The following is a 21616-nucleotide window of genomic DNA, read 5'->3' on the forward strand; positions in this document are numbered from 1 at the left end:
CGCCCGACCCGCCTGGAACTGGAAACCCAGTTCGTCCACTCCAGCGAGTTCCGCCTGGTCCACGGCGAAATCATCCGCCGCCTCCTGGCCAACGGCGTGACCGTGTACAACAACATCGCCCTGCTCTCCGGGATAAACGACTCCCCGGAGGAAATGAAACGGATCTGCTACAATTGCCGCCAGATCGGCATCGAACTCCAGAACCTGTACGTGGCCGGCCTGCCGGTGCAGGAGGAATGGAACCGGGACAGGCCCGTGGAAGCCACCACGGTGATCGACCTGGCCACCCACCTGCGCCGCCACGAAAGCGGCCGGGAGGTCCCGCTGTACGTGGTCCGAACCCTGCTCGGCGACGCGGACTTCAACCTCAACGCCCGCATCGTCGTTGCCAACGCCGACCACGTCCTGATGCGCCTGCTCTGCGTAACCAAAAAAGCCATGCGCGATATTGATCCGGATTTTGACTGGCCCGAAGGAGTAACGGAGCAGGACGGCCACCCGGTGGTGCCGGTGCGCGGGCTGACGGCGCGGACGAATCGGGACTTTTTTATGCGTGGATAATCCTGAAATGAACAGCCGACTGGCATTCCGATTTCAGGTGAAGAGATAATCCTTCTTTTCCGCTGAAGGAATGGAATCCAGAGTGTGATTTGGCTTTCGAACGCGACGACTCCCCAACTCGGAATGTGCGACTGTGAACGGGCTGCTGGACACCTTTATCATTTGCCAGTTATCGTGAATCAGTCAGTGAACCGATCGGCGACAGACTGAAGACGGCCATTGAAAAAGCGAAATCAGGCAAATCCAGGCAAAGCTCATCCCGACAGGAATGGCCTAAATAAAGAAAAAAGGACAAGGCATGGCTCAGCTTACCCTAGAACTCCCGGACGAGGTTTTTTCTGCTCGTAAGCAGCCACCCCGTCTCTTTGTGCATGATTTGCGATTGGCCGCGGCGATTCACTGGTATGCGCGTGGCGAAATATCCATGGAAAAGGGGGCATTGATTGCCGGTCTGGATCGGAACGACTTTCTTGAAGCACTTGCCGCCCAGAAGGTTGATGTTTTCTCAGTGGATATGGACAGCTTAGCGAGTGAATTGCAACATGCCTGAAGTAGCGGTCGTCAACGCATCCCCTCTGATATTCCTCTCCAAGGCAGGGATGATCGATCTGCTTCAGCAAGCAGCGTCAAATGTTGTTGTTCCTTGGCCAGTGGCGGAGGAGGTTCAGCAAAGAGGACAAAACGACGTCACGGCCCAGGCATTGAGGAATGCAGAATGGCTGTCCGTTGTCCCTTCACCCTCCATCCCGGTCAGGATACAATTTTGGGATCTTGGACCGGGAGAATCTTCCGTCTTGGCCTCTGCCCTCGCAATCCCCGGCGGAATCGCGGTTATTGACGACGGGGCGGGACGCCGATGCGCCGAAACTCTCGGATTGCCCCTCCTGGGAACACTTGGTTTGGTGATGATCGGCAAAAAAAGAAGGCTCTTTCCAGCTGCCAGACCAATTATCGCGTTGCTGAAACAACATGGGATGTATCTGTCCGAGTCAGTTATTGACCGCGCTATGGCCATGATCGGAGAGTAAACATAGCTGAGTGTTGAAAAACTCCTCCCATATCAGTCACACCCAACAAAGGAGAGCGCCATGGCGGAGAAGCAGCCCCAAAGACCAGAGGACCTTTCCATTTGGCCGGACGCCCAACAAATGATCGAGAAGGCCAGACGCGACAACGTGGAAACCGTTTGGGACAGGCTTTCGGAGCAAAGGCCGGGCTGTACGTTCTGTGAGCAGGGTCTGAGCTGTTCCAAGTGCGTGATGGGGCCGTGCCGCATCACTCCGGGCAAGGGCAAGCGGGAGCGCGGCGTGTGCGGCGCGGACGCGGACCTGACCGTGGCCCGCAATTTCGGCCGGTTCGTGGCCGCGGGCGCGGCCTCGCATTCGGATCACGGACGGGACCTGGTGGAGACTCTGTTGGCCATCGGCCAGGGCAAAACATCGGACTACACCATCCGCGACCCGGAAAAACTGCGGCGCATCGCCGCCGAGGTGGGCGTGGCCGTCCAGGACAAAAGCGACAAGGAGATCGCTCTGGCTCTGGCCGAAGCGTTCATCGAGGACTTCGGCTTTGCCACGCCCTCGGTTTCCTTTGTCGCCCGCGTCCCTGAAAAGCGTCGGGAATTGTGGAAAAAACTGGGCATCACCCCCCGGGGCATCGACCGGGACGTGGTGGAAATGATGCACCGCACGCACATGGGCGTGGACAGCGACGCGGTGAGCCTTTGCCTGCACGCGGCGAGGGTTTCGCTTACGGACGGCTGGGGCGGCTCCATGATCGCCACGGAGCTTTCGGACATCATCTTCGGTACGCCCACGCCAAGGATGGCCAAGGTCAATCTGGGCGTGCTCAAAGCGGATCAGGTCAACGTGGTGGTGCACGGCCACAGCCCCATCGTCTCGGAGATGATCCTGGCCGCGGCCCGGGATCCTGAGATGATCCGAAAGGCTCAAGATGCCGGCGCTTCCGGGATCAACGTGGCCGGCCTGTGCTGTACGGGGAACGAAGTGCTGATGCGTCAGGGCATTCCCATGGCCGGCAACCATCTGATGACCGAACTGGCCCTGGTCACGGGCGCGGTGGACTGCATCGTCGTGGACTACCAGTGCATCATGCCTTCCCTGGTGACCATCGCCGGCTGCTACCAGACCCGGTTCATCTCCACCTCGGACAAGGCCAAATTCACCGGGGCCGAGCATGTGGAGTTCAATTACGTCAACGCCCGGCAAAAGGCCGCGCAGGTGGTGGAAGCGGCCATTGACGCCTTCACCAAGCGCGATCCCGGCCGCGTGGAAATCCCCGGCGAGCCCGTGGAACTGATGACCGGCTTTTCCAACGAGGCCATCCTCGGCGCGCTGGGCGGTACCCCCGGCCCCTTGCTGGAAGCGATCAAGGCCGGTCAGGTCCGGGGAGCCGTGGGTATCGTGGGTTGCAACAATCCCAGGCTGAAGCACGACCACGTGCACACGGAGCTGTGCAAGGAGCTGATCAAGCGCGACATCCTCGTGCTGGTCACCGGCTGCGCCACCGTGGCCATGGGCAAGGCCGGGCTGATGGTGCCCGAGGCCGCGGACAAGGCCGGGGAAGGATTGAAGACCGTATGCCGGTCCCTGGGCATTCCTCCGGTGCTGCACGTGGGCAGCTGCGTGGACAACTCGCGGATCATCCATCTCTGCGCCGTGCTGGCCAATGCTCTGGGCGTGGACATCAGTGACCTGCCCGTGGCGGCCAGCGCTCCGGAATGGTATTCGGAAAAGGCCGCGGCCATCGGCCTGTACGCCGTGGCCAGCGGGATCTACACCCATCTGGGCCTGCCGCCGCATATCACCGGCAGCGAGACCGTGACCAATCTGGCATTGAGCGGCCTGGAAGGCGTGGTCGGGGCCTGCTTCGGCGTGGAGGCCGACCCGTACAAGGCGGCGGAGGCCATTGACGCGCGGATTGCGGCCAAACGGCGGGCTTTGGGATTAACGCCGTAGGTTGAACGTCCTCGGGGGGACGGACGCCCGTCCCCCTTTTCATTCCCATGGGAGCGAAGCATGAAAATCGCGGTTGCCGGAAAAGGAGGGGTGGGCAAGACCACCATCGCGGCCTGGCTGGGAGACTTTCTGGCCAGAAACGGCCACGACGTCTACCTGGTGGACGCGGACACCGCCCTGTCCCTGGGCCAGGCCTCGGGCCTGGAGCGGGAACAACTGCCCCAACCGCTGGTGCTGCGCACCGATCTGGTCACGGAACGCATCGGCTCCGGCTTCATGCACCTGAACCCGGAGGTGGGAGACCTGCCCGGTGATCTGGCCGTGGAGCTGCCGGTGGGTTTGGCCGACTCCGGTCGAGACGGCGCGGGCCGCAAGCGGCTGCTGGTCATGGGAACCGTGACCGGTGCGGGAGGCGGTTGCGCCTGCGGAGCCAATTCCCTGCTCAAGGCCCTGCTGGCCCACTTGGTGCTGGAAGCCCGGGAATGGGTGATCGTGGATCTGGAGGCCGGCGTGGAGCATCTGGGCCGGGGCACGGTGGCCGCCGTAGACGGACTGGTGGTGGTCAGCGAGCCGTCGCGCCGCGGGCTGGACACGGCCGCGGAAATCGCCCGGCTGGCCCTGGGTCTGGGGCTGAAGCGCCAGGCACTGGTGCTCAATCGTCATCAGGGACGGGCCGAACCGCCGGACATTGCCGGACTCCCGCCTCTGGCCGCGTCCATTCCCGTCCTGCCGAGCCTCACGGCCCGGCAACTGACCTCCGGAAGCGTTCTGGAACTGGAGGAGCGCTCATCCCTCATCGACCCTCTCTGCCGGGACATTCTCGCCGCATTGAAGTAAACGACAATGGTGGTTGTTGCGCAAGAGAGCAGGGTATCGAACCTCTCATTCGTTTTCACGCAGCCAAAACCAACACCCGCCAGCTCAAAACCATTGACCAAGCTTGCCAAGATGACTAGACTGACCAGTCAGAGTATGGTCTTGTCGATCATCAGGTGACAGTGGAGAGAGTATGCAAACCTGGCAGCTTCAGGAAGCCAAGGCTAAGTTCAGTGAAGTGGTTAAAAGGGCGCTGAATGATGGCCCCCAGGAAATTACCGTGCGTGGCGAACCGGCAGTCGTGGTGTTGACGAGGACGGAATACGAACGTCTGGTGAAGCCGCGACCGTCTCTTGTCGAGTTGCTTCGTTCTTCACCGCTGGCGAAATGGGACCTAGAAGGCGATTTGGATCTCGAACGCGACCATTCCCCAACTCGGGACGTGCTGCTGTGAGCTGGCTGCTGGACACCTGCATCCTTTCCGAGCTGGCCCGCTCCCAACCGAATCCTCATGTTCTCGGCTGGATCTCCGGGCTGCCCAACGAGGCGCTTTTCGTAAGCGTGCTGACCCTGGGCGAAATTCGCAAGGAAGTGGAGAAACTTTCCCAAGGGACGCGAAAGGAACGCTTACGGCTCTGGCTCGAGCACGACCTGGTCCATTGGTTCGAAGGGCGCATCCTGCCCGTGGACCAAGGCGTGGCCAATCAATGGGGGGAGCTTCTGGCCATGCTGGGACGCACCGTCCCGGCCATTGACAGCCTGCTGGCGGCCACGGCCCTGCACCATGGACTGCAATTGGTGACGCGCGATGAAAAGGATTTCGCGTTTCCCGGACTCGTCGTTTTCAATCCTTGGTCCTTCTCCTGATAAAATGTCAACGAACCGCCAAGCCATCCTCCAAGTCAAAGTCGGTGAGTGAGGGTTTTTCCTCTCAGGCAGAGGTCATAAAAGGAGGCACCGTGAACGGCCCAAATCCATCAACAAAACATCCAATGGAAGGATTTCCGCGGGTCTGCTTCATCAAGAACACGGTGACGAACCCGAACATCGTCAACGGGGACTACACTTATTACGACGATCCGGACGATTCGGAGGACTTCGAACGCAACGTGCTCTATCATTTCCCGTTTATGGGCGACCGAGAGGTCATCGCGGAACTCGAGGCCATCGCTTGGTAGGACTGGCCCGTAGAGCAGATCACCAAACATCTGGACGTCATTGCTTCGGCGGACATCGAAGCGCTTCGCGCGTGTCGTCGCGACTGAATCCAAAAACTTGACCAATGCGGACACGAAGCACCCCATCATTCACAAAGAGGACAAAATGAAGATCAAAAATTTGCTGGTTGGCGTCGCTATTGGCTGCTTTCTGTCGCTTTTGATGCTGAATACGCAGGTACTGGCGGATTCGGTTTGGCCGCGCATGGTCGGATCAGCCGATGGGGTGCCGATCTCCTATGAGGTGCATGGGACCGGCGAACCGACTCTGGTGTTCGTGCATGGCTGGAGTTGCGATGGGCGTTACTGGCGGATGCAGGTACCGCACTTCTCGAAAAATCATCGGGTGGTGGTGATCGACTTGGCGGGACATGGGCATTCCGGGCTGGGACGCGAGGATTACGCCATGGACGCCTTTGGCGAGGATGTCCAGGCCGTGGTCGAGGAAGTGGGGGCCGAGCAGGTGATCCTGGTCGGGCATTCCATGGGCGGGCCTGTAAGCGTGGCGGCAGCTCGGCTGATGCCGGGCAGGGTGATCGGCGTCATTGGGGTGGACATCTTTCAGGACGTCTCCCATCCCATGACGCAGGAGGAATTCGATTCCTGGATGGGATTGCTCCAGCCCGACTTCGCCGCCGGGGCGGCCCAATTCGTGCGGCAGATGTTCATCGAGAAGACGGATCCTGTCCTGCGTGACTGGGTGGTGGCGGACATGTCGGCCGCGCCGCCGAAAGTGGCTGTCAGCGCCATGGAGCAAATGCTGTCGGACGTGGTCAGCGGTGATGCGCTCTTCGCCTTCGACGGGCTCGAGACGCCCATCGTGGCGATCAACGCGGACCTCTGGCCGACCAATGTGGAGGCCAACCGCCGCCATATGCATTCCTTCGATGCGGTTATCATTGAAGGAACCGACCACTTTCTGCACATGGCCGAGCCTGAAGCGTTCAACCGGAAGCTGGAAGGCGTGATTGCGGGCATGGTTGAGACGAGGAGCGGAGCGGAGTAGCCTAGGCAACTGACCTCCGGGAGCATTCCGGGGCCGGAAAAACGCTCAGCCACAACAAGAGGAAACACCGTGAACGGGCCACTGCCATCAACAAAACATCCAATGGAAGGATTTCCGCGGGTCTGCTTCATCAAGAACACGGTGACGAATCCGAACATCGTCATCGGGGACTACACGTATTACGACGATCCGGACGATGCTGAGAACTTTGAACGAAACGTGCTCTATCATTTCCCGTTTATGGGCGACCGACTGGTCATTGGGAAGTTCTGCGCCTTGGCCAGCGGCGTGAAGTTCATCATGAACGGGGCGAACCACAAGCTTTCCGGGTTCTCCACGTATCCCTTTCAATTTTTCGGCAAAGGCTGGGACACGGCCCAGGCCCGGGACGACGAGCCGTTCAAAGGTGATACGGTGGTTGGGAACGATGTTTGGATCGGATACGACAGTCTGGTCATGCCGGGAGTAAAGATCGGCAACGGCGCGATCATCGCCGCGCGCTCCGTGGTTGCTTCCGACGTCCCCGCCTACACGGTCGTTGGAGGAAATCCGGCAAGGGAGATCAGGCGACGCTTTTCGCCCGAGGTCATCGCGGAACTCGAAGCAATCGCCTGGTGGGACTGGCCCGTTGTGCAGATCACCAAACATCTGGACGTTATTGTTTCAGCGGACATCGAAGCGCTCCGCGCTTGTCGTCGCGACTGACTTCGAGATCAGGCTCTCGCGTCTTGACCACTGCCTCCCGTTCTGGAAATCTGGCTTGCACAAAGAGATCGTCACTCAGCCAAGTTCATTTTCATTGCAGACAATCGCAGTTCGAACAAAGCATGCCCAGCATGCTCTCTAACCAGCTACCCTCATAAGCCAATCTGGACCACACCAAAACCATGCTCCTTCCTGCTCAAGATGATAATCAACCCTGGGACGCCACCGACGTCATTTCTCCAAGCATGCCGGTCATCCCCGTGTTTCAGACCTCCCGCGGCGTCCTGTTCGAGGGTGACTGCCTGGACATTCTCCGTCACGTTGCCGATCAAAGCATTGACACGGTTTTTGCCGATCCCCCGTTCAACCTGGCGAAGAAATACGGCAGAAAAGTCAATGACGACCGCCCGAACGGCGAGTACGTGCAATGGTGCAAACAATGGCTTGACGAGTGTATCCGCATCCTCAAGCCCGGCGGGGCCATCTTTGTCTACAACCTTCCGAAGTGGAACATCTTGATTGGCGCGCATCTCGCCGAGAAAGGCTTGGACTTTCGGCACTGGATCGCCGTCAACATAAAGCTTTCGCTCCCCATTCCCGGTCGGCTCTACCCGTCGCATTACAGCCTGCTTTACTGCGGCAAGGGCAAGCCCAAGACCTTCCGGAAAATCCGCACGCCCATCGAAACATGCCGCCACTGCGGTGGCGAGATTAAAGACTACGGCGGGCATCGCCACGCCATGAACCCCAATGGCGTGAACCTGACCGACGTCTGGCACGACATCACGCCCGTTCGGCACTGGAAGTTCAAAAGCCGCAAGCGGTCGGCGAACCAGCTTTCAACGAAGATCCTGGAGAGGGTCGTCAACCTCACTACCGAGGCGGGAGATATCGTGCTGGATCCGTTCGGCGGCAGCGGGACGACGTTTGATGTCTGCGAGCGGATGGACAGGCATTGGATCGGCATGGAGATCGAAAACTGCGACGTGATCATCGAACGCCTTTCAAACGAAGAGCTTCGTCCTCACACGTCAGGCGACTTCGTGGAAGGATGAGGTGTGGCGTGGAGACATGCACGGTTGTTAACGCCTTGGCTCAGAATCTGAAGGCCAGGCTCTTCCCGCCCGAGCGGCGAGTTCTTCCGAATCTGAACGATTTCTATGAGCTGGAACTCGCTTTTTATGAAAACCTGATCCTCGACGACGAAGGACTGGAGCAAAGGGGGGCTTACTTCGCAAGCGTCAACGGCAAGCCCACCCGGCATTTCCTGATCTGCACGGGCAACCCCCTCAAACTGCCCGACCATTCATCATCCCGGCTCAAATCCTTTTTCGAGAAGAACATTTTCCGTACCGGTTATGGAACCCATGGCCTCTTTCCCTACCGAGGCAAATTCCATCCGCAGATGATCAAGGGAATCATCAACGTGATGGGGTTGAAGCCGGGCGAAACGGTCCTGGATCCCATGATGGGCTCGGGAACAGTGTCGGCCGAAGCCACGCTCATGGGCATCAACTCCGTTGGGGTGGACGCGAGCCCTTTCTGTCGCTTCATGACCCAAACCAAGATCGACGCCCTTACGATGTCCCTCACTCGGGCCAAGGGCGCCCTTGGCAACTCTGAAGAAGTGTTTGAATACTTCAAGGGCCGGGTCGGGATGCCGCTTATCGGCGGCAAGGAAAGGAGGCCCGCTCCGACAAGTGAAGGCATGGCGGCCATGGAGACCGTTGCCGAGTATGCAATGGCCCGGGATCGCGAGAAACTGACCAAGGAAGACCGGGATACGTCGGACACGTACAACTTCCTGTTGCTGGCGTATCTCGACAGCGCCGGATATGCCGAACGGAGTACGAGAAAAGCACCCCTCGAACAGTTCAGGTCCATTCTGGAGCGGTATGTGTTCGTGGCGGAGAAGATCCAGGCTGTGCTCAAAGGCGTCGAGTCGGAACTCGGGCAGGCGCGCATCCTCCAAGGGGACGCCAGATCATTGCCCCTTGAGGACCAAAGCGTCCACGGGATAGTCTTTTCACCCCCGTACAGCTTTGCCGTGGATTATGTGAAGAACGATTCGTTTCACCTGAATTTCCTGGGAGTCGACGTCCAGGACCTGCGAACGAGGATGGTTGGTCTGCGCGGCGGCAAGCTGGCTGAGAAATTCGAGTTTTACAAGGACGACATGAACAAGGTGCTGGCCGAGTGCGGGCGCGTACTTCGGAAGAACAGATTCTGCGCGATCATTGTCGGCACGAACAGCAACCAGCTCGGCAAGGTGCTCGGCCTGCCTCCGGAAAACGTACCGGGGCTTCACAGCGTACTCGCCGAGATGGCGGAGGGTCACGGGTTCAGGCTTGTGAAGGAGATGAGTCGGCCGATCACCGGGCTGTCGAACACCATGCGCCGGGAATACATCCTCATGCTCGAAAAGCGGGGATAGTTCCGGAAACAGGCTATTGAAGAGCCCGTCCGTCCGTTCCTTTTCCAATGCGAGGAACGTCCTTGCTTACGCCGTCATGTTCAATGGCGATGACCGCCAGGACGCCGTTCCGGACCGGCACGGAGCGCCAGAGAGGAAAGTAGGGTTCAAGTTCCTGGAAGTTGCCGATGCGGTCAGTAAGGTATTTGTACATTTTTCGCGACGGGACGACCAGTGCGCCTCCAACCAATGCGCCTTTGAGCAAGCCGAGCGCCATCTTGTTAACGGCTCGGTGACTTGAGGAGATGTTGCCGGTCTCCCACTCGACGCAGAACAATCGCTCTCCTACGGGGAGAGTGGCATCCATCTTTCCAGGGCGTCTCACCGCCGCGATGTCCACCGGCGTCTCCAGGGACCACCCGTAATCTTTCAAACGCAGCATGCAGGCATCCTTGATGGGCGTTACGCCACTGCCCTGGCCGCGTTTTTTGCCGGATTCGTCGTGCAAAATGAAGGAACCCGATCCAGGCGGCCATTCAACGGAGCGGATAGCGTTGGAAAGCTGCTCCTGGATCGCCTGCCATTCGGGCGATGTTGAAAACCCTCCGGCGTCAATCAGAATCTCGGTACGAACGATCTTCATGGCGTCATTTCCCGCATGACGCCCTCGACGTCCGCGAGAAGCTTGGAAGGAGGGGTATTGAGGGCATGGGCGAGTTGGAAAATAGTCTGAAGGGAAGGACTCTTCAGGCCTCGCTCCAGAAGACTGACATACGTACGGTGATAGCCGCTCTCATCCCCAAGCTCCTCTTGTGAAAGGCCACGCTCTTTCCGTACAGAGCGCAGGACGTCGCCAAAAGCTCGGGCCAAAATGTCAGGACTGTTTTGCAACTCGCGGCTCATTTGATGGAGAGAATGGACAAATGCAGACTATAAATCTACAGACTATAGTCTGACGGGAAGGGGGGCGAAGCTGCTCTAGGGCCGACTCGCTCCCTAAAAACTTAAGGAGCAACCGCCATCGCCTCCAAAACCACGGCCTCTCGCCGCCCCCGCAACCTGTCCGCCGTTGTCCGCGCGTTCAGCGATCATGTGGTGTTCGCTGACGCCGAGGGCAGGGTTCTGAGCGTCGGTCCGGGCGGCGCGGTTGTTGTCGCGGGTGAAGATCACGGCGGGTCGTTCTGGGAAGTCCTCGGGTTGCCGGTCTGGAGCCTGGAGCAGGCCTTGGAGCGGTTTCCTCCCGGGCGGGTGCACGAGGTCCACGCGCCGGGAGGCAAGGGTACCTTTGCACTGCGGATCATTTCCTTGCCCGACTGTTCCTCGAACCGCGAGCCACGGCCTCGATCCGACATCCAGGCCGGGCCCTCCACGGAGACCGGCCTGACAGCTCGTCCCGCTTCCGCGGACGCCGCGCGCACCGCCTACGTGATCATCGCCACGGACAACCGGCCCATCGTGCAGTTGCGGGAAATATACAAAGAACGGATCGGGGAGAACATTCAGGCCCTGGAGAACTCGATCCATCTGTTCGGGGCCATGTTTGACGGGGTTCAGGACGCTATGCTGCTTTTGGCTCAGGACCGGATCGTCCACGCCGCCAATCCTCGGGCCGGAAAGCTGCTGGATTTTCAGGGCAAAGGGCTTGTCGGACGTTCGGTCACGTCGCTGTTCCAGGCCGAGGATCGGGATACGATCGCTGAAAAAATCGCCCGACTCAAGGACGGGGGGCGATGGACTTCCCGCAGAACGTGTCTGCGTCCGGACGGGGAAGCCCTTCCGGTGGAGGTGGCCCTCTGGCGGATCGATTTGCAGGGCTTCACCCTGTACCACATGGTATTGCGCGACCTGACAGCCCAGGCCCTGCTGGAAAAGGGTCTGCGCCGCAAGCGGGCCGAAGTGGAGGGCATGAGTCTGGCCCTGCGCAACGTGGTCCGCTCCACGGAAAAGGAGAAGGAGCAAGTCCGGGAGGCCATGCTCCGGGAGGTCCGGGCCGCGATCCTGCCGGCCGTGGAGCGCATGGCCAGGGAGGAATCCCCAGAGTTGCGCAACGCTCTCAAGGTGATGATCGAGGAACGCATCACCGCCTTTTCCGAGTCTGGCTCCGCCGACGGCCTGAATGCCCAAACCGACGCCTCGGCGAACCTCCTGCTCAAGCTTACTCCTCGGGAGATCGAAGTTTGCCGACTGATCCGGATGGGCGCGGGAACCCAGCAAGCGGCCGAGCTGCTGAACACCTCCTTTGACACCATCCAGACCCACCGCAAAAACATCCGCCGCAAGCTGGCCCTCAAAGGGCGCAAGGTTTCTCTTTCCTCCTTCCTCCAACAGCATAACTTTTTTGAATAATATCTTATATCGGGTAGGCGCGCATACCCGAAAAATGCCCATTCTCCCCCCTTGCCGCCGCCCCCCAGGCCTGTTTTAGTTCCATGCTGGTAAAGAGGGACGGCCACCATCGTCCCCTGAATGTATAACCAGGGAGGAGAATGTTTCAGTTAAGCGGGCGGCAACGTAGCGTCGCCAAGAGGATGACCACCGACCTGTCGGCCCGGAAGGCCAAGGCGGCGATCCAGCTCAAGCCGCGGGTACTCAAGGCCGATCCGGACAGCCAGACTCCTGAAAAAACGACGGATTGGAAATCTCAATGGACCGACTGGAAATGGCATGTCCGCAATTCCATTCGAGACTTGGAAACCTTTGAACGCCTGCTCGGAGTCCGCTTTCCGGACTTGCAGCGCAAAGCCTTCGCCCGGACCACGGACAAGTTCCCCATGTCCGTCACGCCTTACTATCTCTCCTTGATCGATCCCGAAGATTACGCCGAGGATCCGGTCTTTCTGCAGGCCTTTCCATCGCCTAATGAGTTGCTGGTCGGACGCAACGACATGAGCGATCCCCTGCACGAAGACGAGGACAGTCCGGCCCCGGGGATCACCCATCGCTACCCGGACCGGGTGCTCTTCCACATCAGCAACGTCTGCTCCATGTACTGCCGCCACTGCACGCGCAAGCGCAAGGTGGGGGACCAGGACACCGAGGCCATGTCCGGAAAGCGGGAATTGCTCCAAGGACTGGACTACATCCGCAAGACCCCCCAGGTTCGGGACGTGCTGCTCTCCGGCGGAGACCCGCTGATGCTTTCCGACGAGCGCCTGGACTGGATTCTGGGCGAATTGCGGACCATCGACCACGTGGAGGTGGTGCGCATCGGCACCCGAATGCCCGTGGTCCTGCCCTACCGGATCACCGACGACCTGGTGCGGATGCTCAAAACGCATCATCCTTTGTGGCTGAATACCCACTTCAACCATCCCCGGGAAATCACGTCCACGTCCAAGGCCGCCCTGGCCCGTCTGGCCGACGCCGGAATCCCTTTGGGCAACCAGTCCGTGCTGCTGGCCGGGGTCAACGACTGCCACCGCCTGATCCGCACCCTGAACCAGAAACTGGTCAAGAACCGGGTGCGGCCCTACTACCTCTACCAGTGCGACCTGTCCGAGGGACTGGAACATTTCCGGACCCCGGTGGGCAAGGGCATCGAAATCATCGAAAGCCTGCGCGGACACACCAGCGGCTTTTCCGTGCCCACCTATGTGGTAGACGCTCCGGGAGGCGGCGGAAAGATTCCGATCATGCCCAACTACGTGGTTTCCTGGGGCGCGAACAAGGTCGTGCTGCGCAACTTCGAGGGCGTGATCACCACCTACACTGAGCCGGAAAGCTACGAGGCCCGGTTTTGCGACCGCAAGTGCGACGCCTGCAACCTCCAGCTCAAGGAAGACGACGCCGTGGAGCAGTGCGTGGGCATCGAGAAGTTGCTGTCGGATTGTGACGACACGTGCAGCCTGACTCCCTACGGCAATGCCAGAATGGAGCGTCGAAACAATGTCGCCTAACGTCGCGCCATGCAGCCCTTCCAAGCCCTCCGTGGACAAGCTGGAACGTATCGGCGCTTCCCTGATCCAGCACGGGCCGTTAAATGCCAGGGCATATTTGATGCATCTGGCCCCGCCCGAGGAGCCGACCATCGTGCCCACCCTGGAAAAACTGGCTCGCACGCACGGGTACACCAAGATCTTCGCCAAGGTGCCCGAAGGTGCGGCGGCCCGGTTCACCAGGGCCGGATACGCGGCCGAGGCCGTGGTTCCCGGGCTGTATAACGGCCGCGAAGCCGGCGTGTTCATGGGCCGGTATTTCGCGGACTGGCGCAGACACCCGGCCAATCCCCATGCATTACGCGACGTTTTGGCCGTGGCCCGAAAAAAGGCGGCCCAAGCCGCGATTCCCTCGCCGTCCCCGTCCCTTTCTCCTTCCCTGCCCCAAGACTCGCGCATCATCCCCCTGGGTCCGGACCAGGCCGAGGACATGGCCGAAGTCTACCGCGCCGTGTTCGACTCCTATCCCTTCCCGATTTTCGACCCAGGCTACCTGCGCAGCTCCATGACCGGGAATACGCGCTTCTACGGCGTCCTGATCCGGGACCGGCTGGCGGCCTTGGCCTCCGCGGAGATGGACCCGGAAACCGGGTCAGCGGAAATGACCGACTTCGCCACCCTGCCTGAATTTCGGGGCCGCAAGCTGGCTGGTATCCTCTTGGCGCATATGACCGAACGGATGCGGGACCTGGGGCTGAGCACCCTGTACACCATCGCCCGGGCCGAATCCTACGCCATGAACGTCACCTTTGCCCGGGCCGGTTACGTCTTCGGCGGAACCCTGCCCAACAACACGCATATCGGCGGAGGGCTGGAGTCCATGAACGTCTGGCACCTGGCGTTGCGTGACGCCCCTTCCCAACCCTTCAACCAGAACCCGAAAACATGAAAGAAAGCCGCTGGCGGCCATGGCTGCTGCTTTCGCCGTCCCTGACCGCCATCTTTTTTCTGCTGGTGGTCCCGGTGCTCTTCGTCGTGGTCTACAGCTTCTGGCTGCGCGCCCCCACCGGGGCGGCCATCCCGGCGTTCCAGTTCGGGAATTACGCTCGTTTTTTCGAGGACCTGTTCTACCCGACCATCCTCTTCCGCACCCTGCGGGTCTCGGTGATCTGCGTCCTGCTATGCCTGATCATGGGCTACATCCCGGCCTACTTCTTTTACCGCAGCACGTCCCGCTACCGCCAGGCCCTGATCCTGCTGATCATGGTCCCATTCTGGATCAGCTTCATCATCCGGACCATGAGCTGGATCAACATTCTCGGGGCCAACGGATTCCTGAACTATACCCTGATGCGCTTCGGGATCATCACTGAACCGCTCTCCCTGCTGTACAACGAAGCGGCCGTGCTCATGGGGCTGATTCAGTATTTGTTGCCGTTCATGATCCTGAACATCTACGTCAGCCTGGAGGCCATCGATAAAAACCTGCTGGAAGCGGCCCGGAGCATGGGCTGCAACGAGTGGCAGGCCTTCAGGGAGGTCACTTTGCCGCTGAGTCTGCCCGGGGTCAGCGCCGGATGTCTGTTGGTCTTCGTGCTCACCGCGGGCACCTATTTACCGCCGATGATTCTGGGCGGACCGGGCAACGAAATGATCGCCAACCTGATTTTCAATCGGGTCATCGGCACCCTGGACTGGCCCTTCGGATCGGCCATCAGCGTGATCCTGCTCCTGCTTCTGGGATGCATCGTCTGGACCTACAACCATTATCTGGGCATCAATACGCTGTTCAAGGCGTTCAAGAGTTAAGGTCATGAAACTTCCCTTTTCCGGTTGGTCTCTGATCCGACTGTACACCATCCTGGTGTATTTGTTCATGTTTCTGCCCATCGTGGTGGTGATCATCCTCTCCTTCAATCCGCAGCAGTTCGCCAGTTTCCCAATGCAGGGCTTCAGCCTGAAGTGGTATGTCCAACTGGCCCAGAACGAGGCTATACTGCGGGCCTTCAAGAATTCCCTCGTCCTGGGCACCCTCACCGCGTTGATCGCCTCGGCCATTGCCGTGCCCGCGGCCATGGCTTTTGTCCGCTACAGCTTCAGGGGCAAGAACACCCTGAACACCCTGCTGCTCGCGCCGATCATGATCCCGGAAGTGGTCCTGGGCGTGGCCTTGCTGCTGTTCATCCGCTGGCTGCAACAACCCAAGAGCTTCGCACTGCTCCTGGCCGGACACGTGATCCTGACCCTGCCCTACGTGCTGCTCATCGTGCAGGCCCGGATGGTCAGCATCAAGCGGGTCTACGAGGAGGCCGCCCTGTCTTTGGGCGCCAGCCCGTTCCAGACCTTCAAGGAAGTCACGCTCCCGCTACTCATGCCCGCGGTCCTGGCCGGAATGCTCTTCTCCTTCACCATTTCCTTCGACGACATCACGGCCACCCTGTTTTGGGCCACGGCGGAGCACCAGACCGTGCCCGTGCGCATCTTCGGCATGCTCCGCCATTCCATCAGCCCCGAAATCAACGCCCTGGGCACGGTCATGATCGTCTTCACGATCATGACCCCGCTCTTGGCCGGGTATTGTATTCGGAGGTTTTCGAAGAGTTAGAGGGTTGAGGTTCAACGGTTCAGCGGTTCACGGTTCAGCGGTTGGAGTCTCCGGAGTTCAGGCCTGCCCGGAAACATTGAACCGCCGAACCTGGAAAGAACCTCGCCTGGAAACCGTTGAACCGCTGAACCGTTGAACCGTGAACCTTTGAACCCCCAACCAATGGAGGAAACCATGCAGAAACAACTCAATGACGTTCGTGAAAAGTACGTGTCCGGGGATCTGTCCCGGCGGGATTTCGTCAAATACTGCGCCGTAGCCGGCGTGGCCGCCGGATTGGTGGGCGGGCCGTTCGGTCTGGCGCGCCAGGCCCTGGCCCAAGGCAGCATTCGCTTCGACGGCTGGGGCGGAACCACCTCCCAGGCCTTTCGCCGGTACGCCTTTGAGCCCTTTACCCAGGCCACGGGCGTGCGCGTGATCGACGGCGAATTCGGGGACATGGACACCTACCTGACCCGGGTCATCGCCTCGTTTCCTCCAGGCGGCGAGTTCAACCTGGCCCACTTGAGCGGCGTGTTCGACTATGCCCGCTACGTGGGGCTGGAGTTCAACTCCGCCCTGGACGAGTCCAAGATCCCAAACCTGGCCCTGGTCATGGAGTCCATGATCGCTCCCTACCGCAAGCTGACCCCGGAGGCCCTGTCCGCGGTGCCCTACAACCTGGGCCAGACCGGCATCGCCTACAACACCAAGCACATTTCCAAGGAAAAGGCCGAGGAACTGGGCGCCTCCCTGCTCTGGGACGACAGCGTGCGCGGCAATCTGGGCAGTTGGGGCGACTGGCGGACGAACATCTGGTACGCGGCCTTGCATACCGGGCAGAACCCCAACGACATCCAGGACATGGACGCGGTCTGGAACGCCCTGCGCGCCCAGGTGCCCATGGTCAAGAAGTACTGGGGCTCGGGCGCGGAGTTGATGAGCCTGTTGGCCGGCGAGGAAATCTACGCCACCGTGGCCTGGTCCGGTCGCATCGCCCACCTGCAAAACGACGGCTACCCCATCGGCTTCCTGGCGCCGAAGAACTGCTATTCCTGGCAGGAATGCATTTTCGTGATCAAGGGCACCGACCTGGACGTGGCCCAGCAATTGCTGGACTTCATGCTCGCCCCGGAAGCCTCCATCGCCGTGGCCGAAGGGCAGATGTACCCGCCCAGCCTGGATCCCACCAAGGTGGACCTGCCGGAGAGCATCCACAAACTGCCTGCCTTCGACCCCACCGGCAAGCTGGACGGCTACCTCTTCGCCGACCCGCTGTACTGGAACGACAAACAGATGGAGTGGGCCGAGCGCTGGGATCGCATCAGAGCGACGAGTTAGTTTTCATCCGGAAACGGCCCTTTTTCCTTTTGGCTGCGTCACTCTGCGCAATTATTCGTCAACGTATTGATATACGCCTCCTCGTAATTGCTTGAGTTCCTTGCTAAAAGAAAAAACTGCTCGTTTCCGAATTGAAAACTGTCAGTAGGGGCGAACCCGCGGGTTCGCCCCTTATTCCAACCAGACACCTCCATCTAACCACAACCCAAACAGGCGACCACCGTGACGACCACCCCAGAATACGCTGTTCAACTCAAAGGTCTTACCAAATATTTCGGCAAAGTTAAGGCCGTGAAACCCATTGATCTGAATATCGAACAAGGCTCCCTGGTGACTCTGCTCGGGCCTTCGGGGTGCGGTAAGACCACGATTTTGCGGATGATCGCCGGGTTGGAGCATCCCACCAGCGGGGACATCTTCATCAAGGGCCGACGGGTCAATGAGGTGCCCATCCACAAGCGCAACCTGGGCATGATTTTCCAGAACTACGCCCTGTTTCCGCACAAGACCATTTTCGACAACGTGGCCTTTGGCCTGAAGTATCGAAGCGTACCCAAGGACGAGATCCGGGAGAAGGTCCGTCAGGCCCTGGAACTGGTCCGCCTGCCGGACGTGGAAAATCGCCATCCGGCCCAGCTCTCCGGCGGTCAGCAGCAGCGCATCGCCTTGGCCAGGGCCATTGTCATCGAGCCGGACGTCCTGCTGATGGACGAGCCCCTCTCCGCCCTGGACGAGAATTTGCGCGAGGAAATGCGCCGCGAGATCGACAATTTGCAGCAGATGATCGGCGTAACCACCATTTTCGTGACCCATGACCAACGTGAGGCCCTGAGCATGTCGGACAAGATCGTGGTCATGCACGACGGGGTCTTGCAGCAGGAAGGTCCGCCGGAAGAGGTCTACAACCATCCGGTGAACCGGACCGTGGCCGATTTTCTGGGCACGTCCACCTTTTTCCCGGCCACGGTTTTGGGCCGGGAAGACGGCTTGTATAAAGTACGCCTGGACGACGGGACGCTCTTTCTGGTCAAGAACGGTCGCGATTGGACCGACCAGAGCCGGGTGGAACTGGTGATCCGGGCCCAGAAGCCGAACATCGTTCCGGCCGGGGAGGACGAGGCCATGGACCAGCCGAACCACTTTTCCGGGAAGATCAAGGACCGCAGCTACATGGGCGGCGAGGTCAGTTACTTCGTGGAACTGAAGAACGGTCTGGAGTTGCATGTGGTCACCCTGGGCGACCAGCAGCCCATGAAAATCGGCCGCAAGGTGGACGTGCACATTCCTCCGGACCACTGCGGCCTGCTCCCCGCGTCTCCCGCTTCTCTCGGTTCATGAACGCATCCTTGCGAGCCGAGGACGTCTCCCGCGCCTTTTTCACCAGGCACCCTCGCCGCGTCCAGACCGTGGATTCCCATACCGGCGGCGAGGCCACGCGCCTGATTGTCTCAGGAATCGGGCTCATCCCTGGGCCGTCCATGACCGAAAAGCGGTGCTGGTTCCAGCAGAACCTGGACCCCATCCGGTTGCGCCTGACCCGTGAGCCGCGCGGCCACCGGGACATGGTGGCCGCGGCCCTGACCGAGCCGGTCTCGCCGGGCGCGGCCTTCGGCCTGATCTACATGGACGCCTGCCGCTATCCCCACCTTTGCGGCCACGCCACCATCGGCGCGGTGACCTCCATGCTGGAACTGGGACTGCTTGATCCAGGCCGCGGCCCGAACGACACTCGGATTCAGCCGTCCTCCGAAGACCCGTTCATCCTGACCCTTGTCGTGGACACGCCCTCAGGTCCCCTACCCGTGGAAGCCCGCCTGGATCCAGCGGACACGTCCCGCGTGTCCAGCGTGACCCTGACCTCGGTCCCAGCCTTTGTATTTGCCGAAAACGTCTACCTGGACGTCCCGCCCCGGCTCTTCGGCCTAGAGTGGCTGCGCGTCGATCTGGTCTGCGTCGGCGGCTTTTTCGCCATGGTGGATCTGGATCAGCCGGGGTTGGAGATCGACACGGCCTCTTCGCGACAAATCATCGACCTGGGCATGGAGATCATCCACCTGGCCAACGAGCAGGTCCGCGTCCATCACCCCCTGCGCCCGGACGTGGCCACCGTGGACGTGACCGAGTTTTACCGGCACACTGGACGATGCGAAGGGCACGGTTTCGTGGTCTACGGCGAAAGCCACCTGGACCGCTCGCCCTGCGGCACCGGGACCACGGCCAAGCTGACCCTGCTGCGCCACAAGGGACTGCTCACGGACGACACGGAGTACGTGAACTCCGGACCGTTGCGGACAACGTTCACGGCGCGTGTCCATGAACAGACAACGGTGGGGGATTATCCCGCGGTCACCGTGCGCTTCACCGGCAGCTCGCACCTCACCGGGCTGCACGAATTCGTCCTGGATCCCAACGACCCCTTTCCCGAGGGGTACCTCTTGTGAGAACCCCTGTGAGGACCAATGACCCAACCTGACCTGATCCTGGAAAACGCTCGGATACGGACCATGGACCCGGCCATGCCCTGGGCTGGCTCCGTGGCCCTGCATGCCGGGCGAATTGCTTCCGTTTCTCCGGACCGGAGACATCCCGAACCGGCCTTTGCCAAGGCCCGTCGGATCGACCTGGAAGGGCGGCTGGTGCTGCCCGGTTTCTGGGATTCCCATTTTCATTACTACCAGTGGGCCATGGGCCGACAGGGCGCGGGCCTGGACCAAGCCCGGAGCTTCGGCCAGTGCATGGAACTTCTGCGGGAGTTGGCCGAGCGGCCCGGGGAGAGCTACTGGATCCAGGGACAGGGCTTTAATGAGTCCGACTGGTCGGAAAACCGTCTGCCGCTGCGCTGGGATCTGGACCAGGCCTGTCCGGATCGGCCCGTGCTGATCTGGCGCTGCGACCTGCATCTGGCCGTGGCCAGTTCCAAGGCCCTGGAACTGGCCGGGGTGGACGAGGTTGTGGCGGACCAGCATTCGGGTCTGATCGAGCGGGACCAGCAGGGCCGCCTGACCGGCATTCTGCGCGAGGAGGCCGTGAACTGCGTCAAACGGGCCATCCCTGAACCGACCTTCGCCCACACGCGGGAGATCATGGACCGGGCCCAGGCCGGGCTGCACGCCCTGGGCATCACCGGGGTGCATGACGTGCGTCTGGCCGGAAACATCTCTGAATCCGCGTTGACCTTCCGGGTCTGGCAGGCTCTGCGCCAGGAGGAGCGGCTGCGCCTGCGCTGCTGGACCAGCCTGCCTGGCGAAAACCGGGCCGCGGCCGCGGAAATCGGCCTGCGTACCGGGCTGGGGGATGCGTATTTGCGTCTGGGCCACCTGAAATATTTCATGGACGGCGGCATGGGCGCCCGGACGGCCTGGATGCTGGAACCGTACCTGGACACCGGAAATACCGGGCTGTGCCTGATCCAGCCCGAGGAAATGCTCCAGGAAGTCCTGCTGGCCGAAGAGGCCGGACTGGCCGTGATGGTCCACGCCATCGGGGACCGGGCCGGGCATGAACTGGTGGGCGTTTTCGAGGAAGTCCAGCGCCGCCGCCCCCCCTCGGCCATGCCCCTGGCCCTGGAACACCGCATCGAGCATGTCCAAGTGCTCCGGGAGGAGGACATCCGCCGCCTGGCGGCCCTGAACATGCCGGTCACGGCCCAGCCGCCGAACATGATCCTGGACATCAACATGATCAACCAGTGCGCCGGAGACGTCGGCCGCCACGCCTACGCCTTCCGCTCCATGCTGGACGCCGGGCTGTGCCTCCTGTTCAGCTCGGATTGCCCGGTCTGCGATCCCAACCCGCTGGTGGGCATTCAGGCCGCCGTAACCCGGGCCCGGCCCGACGGGACGCCCGAAGGCGGCTGGCATTCGGAGCAGAAAATCAGCCTGGACCAGGCCGTGGCCGCCTACACCAGCTCCCCGGCCCGGGCCTACAACCTCGCCCACCGACACGGCGCGATCAAGCCCGGCGCCGCCGCGGACCTTGTGATCCTGGAACGGGACATCTATACTTGCGACCCCGCCGACATCGCCGCCACTCCGGTGGTCATGACCGTCTTCAACGGCCGGATCGTCCACGAATAATGCTCCCTCTCCGGCCGATCTCGCTGATGAAGACGCCCGGCGAG

General features: G+C 60.8%; 23 protein-coding genes. 21 read left to right on the forward strand and 2 right to left on the reverse strand.

Annotated features, from left to right (window positions below; all coding sequences use genetic code 11):
* From C6366_RS19640 to C6366_RS12610, 12 genes are all read left to right on the forward strand, one after another.
* On the forward strand, positions 1–561 hold a 561-nt coding region (locus C6366_RS19640; protein WP_199221498.1), incomplete at its 5' end, for a hypothetical protein.
* A gap of 298 nt (positions 562–859) precedes the next feature.
* Complete coding sequence (locus tag C6366_RS12560) at positions 860–1111, forward strand: UPF0175 family protein (protein WP_031387070.1); 252 nt, start codon at positions 860–862, stop codon at positions 1109–1111.
* On the forward strand, positions 1104–1589 hold the full coding sequence (locus C6366_RS12565) for a DUF3368 domain-containing protein (RefSeq protein WP_031387071.1): 486 nt from the start codon (positions 1104–1106) through the stop codon (positions 1587–1589). Before C6366_RS12560 ends, C6366_RS12565 begins: the two co-directional genes overlap by 8 nt.
* 60 nt (positions 1590–1649) lie before the next feature.
* On the forward strand, positions 1650–3539 hold the full coding sequence (gene cooS, locus C6366_RS12570; RefSeq protein WP_107738391.1) for an anaerobic carbon-monoxide dehydrogenase catalytic subunit: 1890 nt from the start codon (positions 1650–1652) through the stop codon (positions 3537–3539).
* Between the two features lie 60 nt (positions 3540–3599).
* Positions 3600–4376, forward strand: a complete 777-nt coding sequence (locus tag C6366_RS12575) for an AAA family ATPase (RefSeq protein ID WP_107738393.1) — start codon at positions 3600–3602, stop codon at positions 4374–4376.
* A 172-nt stretch (positions 4377–4548) separates the two neighbouring features.
* Complete coding sequence (locus tag C6366_RS12580; protein ID WP_031387074.1) at positions 4549–4809, forward strand: type II toxin-antitoxin system Phd/YefM family antitoxin; 261 nt, start codon at positions 4549–4551, stop codon at positions 4807–4809.
* Positions 4806–5222, forward strand: a complete 417-nt coding sequence (locus C6366_RS12585) for a type II toxin-antitoxin system VapC family toxin (protein WP_107738395.1) — start codon at positions 4806–4808, stop codon at positions 5220–5222. The genes C6366_RS12580 and C6366_RS12585 overlap by 4 nt, the downstream gene beginning before the upstream one ends.
* 125 nt (positions 5223–5347) lie before the next feature.
* Entirely contained in the window at positions 5348–5533 is a 186-nt protein-coding gene (locus C6366_RS20075; RefSeq protein WP_199221499.1) for a hypothetical protein, read from the forward strand.
* 145 nt (positions 5534–5678) lie between these two features.
* Complete coding sequence (locus tag C6366_RS12595) at positions 5679–6578, forward strand: alpha/beta fold hydrolase (RefSeq protein ID WP_146164847.1); 900 nt, start codon at positions 5679–5681, stop codon at positions 6576–6578.
* Between the two features lie 69 nt (positions 6579–6647).
* Positions 6648–7283, forward strand: coding sequence for a Vat family streptogramin A O-acetyltransferase (locus C6366_RS12600; protein ID WP_107738399.1), 636 nt, complete (start codon positions 6648–6650; stop codon positions 7281–7283).
* A gap of 245 nt (positions 7284–7528) precedes the next feature.
* Positions 7529–8338 (forward strand): site-specific DNA-methyltransferase, encoded by an 810-nt coding sequence (locus C6366_RS12605; RefSeq protein ID WP_233248496.1) that lies wholly within the window; start codon positions 7529–7531, stop codon positions 8336–8338.
* A gap of 8 nt (positions 8339–8346) precedes the next feature.
* Positions 8347–9717, forward strand: coding sequence for a DNA methyltransferase (locus tag C6366_RS12610; protein ID WP_158269771.1), 1371 nt, complete (start codon positions 8347–8349; stop codon positions 9715–9717).
* A 13-nt stretch (positions 9718–9730) separates the two neighbouring features.
* Here the strand turns inward: C6366_RS12610 and C6366_RS12615 are convergent, their stop codons facing one another.
* Both C6366_RS12615 and C6366_RS20720 read right to left on the reverse strand, forming a co-directional pair.
* A complete protein-coding gene (locus tag C6366_RS12615) occupies positions 9731–10339 on the reverse strand; it encodes a hypothetical protein (RefSeq protein WP_107738406.1) in 609 nt (202 codons plus the stop codon).
* On the reverse strand, positions 10336–10599 hold the full coding sequence (locus tag C6366_RS20720; protein ID WP_107738408.1) for a helix-turn-helix domain-containing protein: 264 nt from the start codon (positions 10597–10599) through the stop codon (positions 10336–10338). Before C6366_RS20720 ends, C6366_RS12615 begins: the two co-directional genes overlap by 4 nt.
* Before the next feature lie 192 nt (positions 10600–10791).
* On the opposite strand from C6366_RS20720, the gene C6366_RS12625 reads away from it, so the two are divergent.
* From C6366_RS12625 to C6366_RS12665, 9 genes are all read left to right on the forward strand, one after another.
* A complete protein-coding gene (locus C6366_RS12625) occupies positions 10792–12042 on the forward strand; it encodes a PAS domain S-box protein (protein ID WP_107738410.1) in 1251 nt (416 codons plus the stop codon).
* Positions 12043–12182: 140 nt separating this feature from the next.
* On the forward strand, positions 12183–13592 hold the full coding sequence (ablA, locus tag C6366_RS12630; RefSeq protein WP_233248497.1) for a lysine 2,3-aminomutase: 1410 nt from the start codon (positions 12183–12185) through the stop codon (positions 13590–13592).
* Positions 13582–14520, forward strand: coding sequence for a putative beta-lysine N-acetyltransferase (gene ablB, locus C6366_RS12635; protein WP_107738412.1), 939 nt, complete (start codon positions 13582–13584; stop codon positions 14518–14520). Before ablA ends, ablB begins: the two co-directional genes overlap by 11 nt.
* Positions 14517–15380 (forward strand): ABC transporter permease, encoded by an 864-nt coding sequence (locus C6366_RS12640; RefSeq protein WP_107738414.1) that lies wholly within the window; start codon positions 14517–14519, stop codon positions 15378–15380. The genes ablB and C6366_RS12640 overlap by 4 nt, the downstream gene beginning before the upstream one ends.
* Positions 15381–15384: 4 nt before the next feature.
* Positions 15385–16176 carry an ABC transporter permease gene (locus C6366_RS12645; RefSeq protein ID WP_107738416.1) on the forward strand — a complete coding sequence of 264 codons (792 nt, stop codon included), beginning with the start codon at positions 15385–15387 and terminating at the stop codon, positions 16174–16176.
* Between the two features lie 174 nt (positions 16177–16350).
* The gene (locus tag C6366_RS12650; RefSeq protein WP_199221500.1) at positions 16351–17496 is read left to right on the forward strand and encodes an extracellular solute-binding protein; all 1146 of its coding nucleotides are present in this window, start codon (positions 16351–16353) and stop codon (positions 17494–17496) included.
* A gap of 222 nt (positions 17497–17718) precedes the next feature.
* Positions 17719–18834, forward strand: a complete 1116-nt coding sequence (locus C6366_RS12655) for an ABC transporter ATP-binding protein (RefSeq protein WP_107738421.1) — start codon at positions 17719–17721, stop codon at positions 18832–18834.
* On the forward strand, positions 18831–19937 hold the full coding sequence (locus C6366_RS12660; protein WP_107738423.1) for a proline racemase family protein: 1107 nt from the start codon (positions 18831–18833) through the stop codon (positions 19935–19937). The genes C6366_RS12655 and C6366_RS12660 overlap by 4 nt, the downstream gene beginning before the upstream one ends.
* 18 nt (positions 19938–19955) lie before the next feature.
* Entirely contained in the window at positions 19956–21572 is a 1617-nt protein-coding gene (locus C6366_RS12665; protein WP_107738425.1) for an amidohydrolase, read from the forward strand.
* Positions 21573–21616: the final 44 nt, after the last annotated feature.

The organism is Desulfonatronum sp. SC1 (assembly GCF_003046795.1).
Taxonomy (GTDB): Bacteria; Desulfobacterota; Desulfovibrionia; order Desulfovibrionales; family Desulfonatronaceae; genus Desulfonatronum.

Bases quoted from the DNA above. Each gene is read 5' to 3' on its own strand.
- C6366_RS12560 (WP_031387070.1), top strand. From the start codon at position 860: ATGGCTCAGCTTACCCTAGAACTCCCGGACGAGGTTTTTTCTGCTCGT.
- C6366_RS12565 (WP_031387071.1), top strand. From the start codon at position 1,104: ATGCCTGAAGTAGCGGTCGTCAACGCATCCCCTCTGATATTCCTCTCC.
- cooS (WP_107738391.1), top strand. From the start codon at position 1,650: ATGGCGGAGAAGCAGCCCCAAAGACCAGAGGACCTTTCCATTTGGCCG.
- C6366_RS12575 (WP_107738393.1), top strand. From the start codon at position 3,600: ATGAAAATCGCGGTTGCCGGAAAAGGAGGGGTGGGCAAGACCACCATC.
- C6366_RS12580 (WP_031387074.1), top strand. From the start codon at position 4,549: ATGCAAACCTGGCAGCTTCAGGAAGCCAAGGCTAAGTTCAGTGAAGTG.
- C6366_RS20075 (WP_199221499.1), top strand. From the start codon at position 5,348: ATGGAAGGATTTCCGCGGGTCTGCTTCATCAAGAACACGGTGACGAAC.
- C6366_RS12595 (WP_146164847.1), top strand. From the start codon at position 5,679: ATGAAGATCAAAAATTTGCTGGTTGGCGTCGCTATTGGCTGCTTTCTG.
- C6366_RS12605 (WP_233248496.1), top strand. From the start codon at position 7,529: ATGCCGGTCATCCCCGTGTTTCAGACCTCCCGCGGCGTCCTGTTCGAG.
- C6366_RS12615 (WP_107738406.1), bottom strand. From the start codon at position 10,339: ATGAAGATCGTTCGTACCGAGATTCTGATTGACGCCGGAGGGTTTTCA.
- C6366_RS20720 (WP_107738408.1), bottom strand. From the start codon at position 10,599: ATGAGCCGCGAGTTGCAAAACAGTCCTGACATTTTGGCCCGAGCTTTT.
- ablA (WP_233248497.1), top strand. From the start codon at position 12,183: ATGTTTCAGTTAAGCGGGCGGCAACGTAGCGTCGCCAAGAGGATGACC.
- ablB (WP_107738412.1), top strand. From the start codon at position 13,582: ATGTCGCCTAACGTCGCGCCATGCAGCCCTTCCAAGCCCTCCGTGGAC.
- C6366_RS12640 (WP_107738414.1), top strand. From the start codon at position 14,517: ATGAAAGAAAGCCGCTGGCGGCCATGGCTGCTGCTTTCGCCGTCCCTG.
- C6366_RS12645 (WP_107738416.1), top strand. From the start codon at position 15,385: ATGAAACTTCCCTTTTCCGGTTGGTCTCTGATCCGACTGTACACCATC.
- C6366_RS12650 (WP_199221500.1), top strand. From the start codon at position 16,351: ATGCAGAAACAACTCAATGACGTTCGTGAAAAGTACGTGTCCGGGGAT.
- C6366_RS12660 (WP_107738423.1), top strand. From the start codon at position 18,831: ATGAACGCATCCTTGCGAGCCGAGGACGTCTCCCGCGCCTTTTTCACC.
- C6366_RS12665 (WP_107738425.1), top strand. From the start codon at position 19,956: ATGACCCAACCTGACCTGATCCTGGAAAACGCTCGGATACGGACCATG.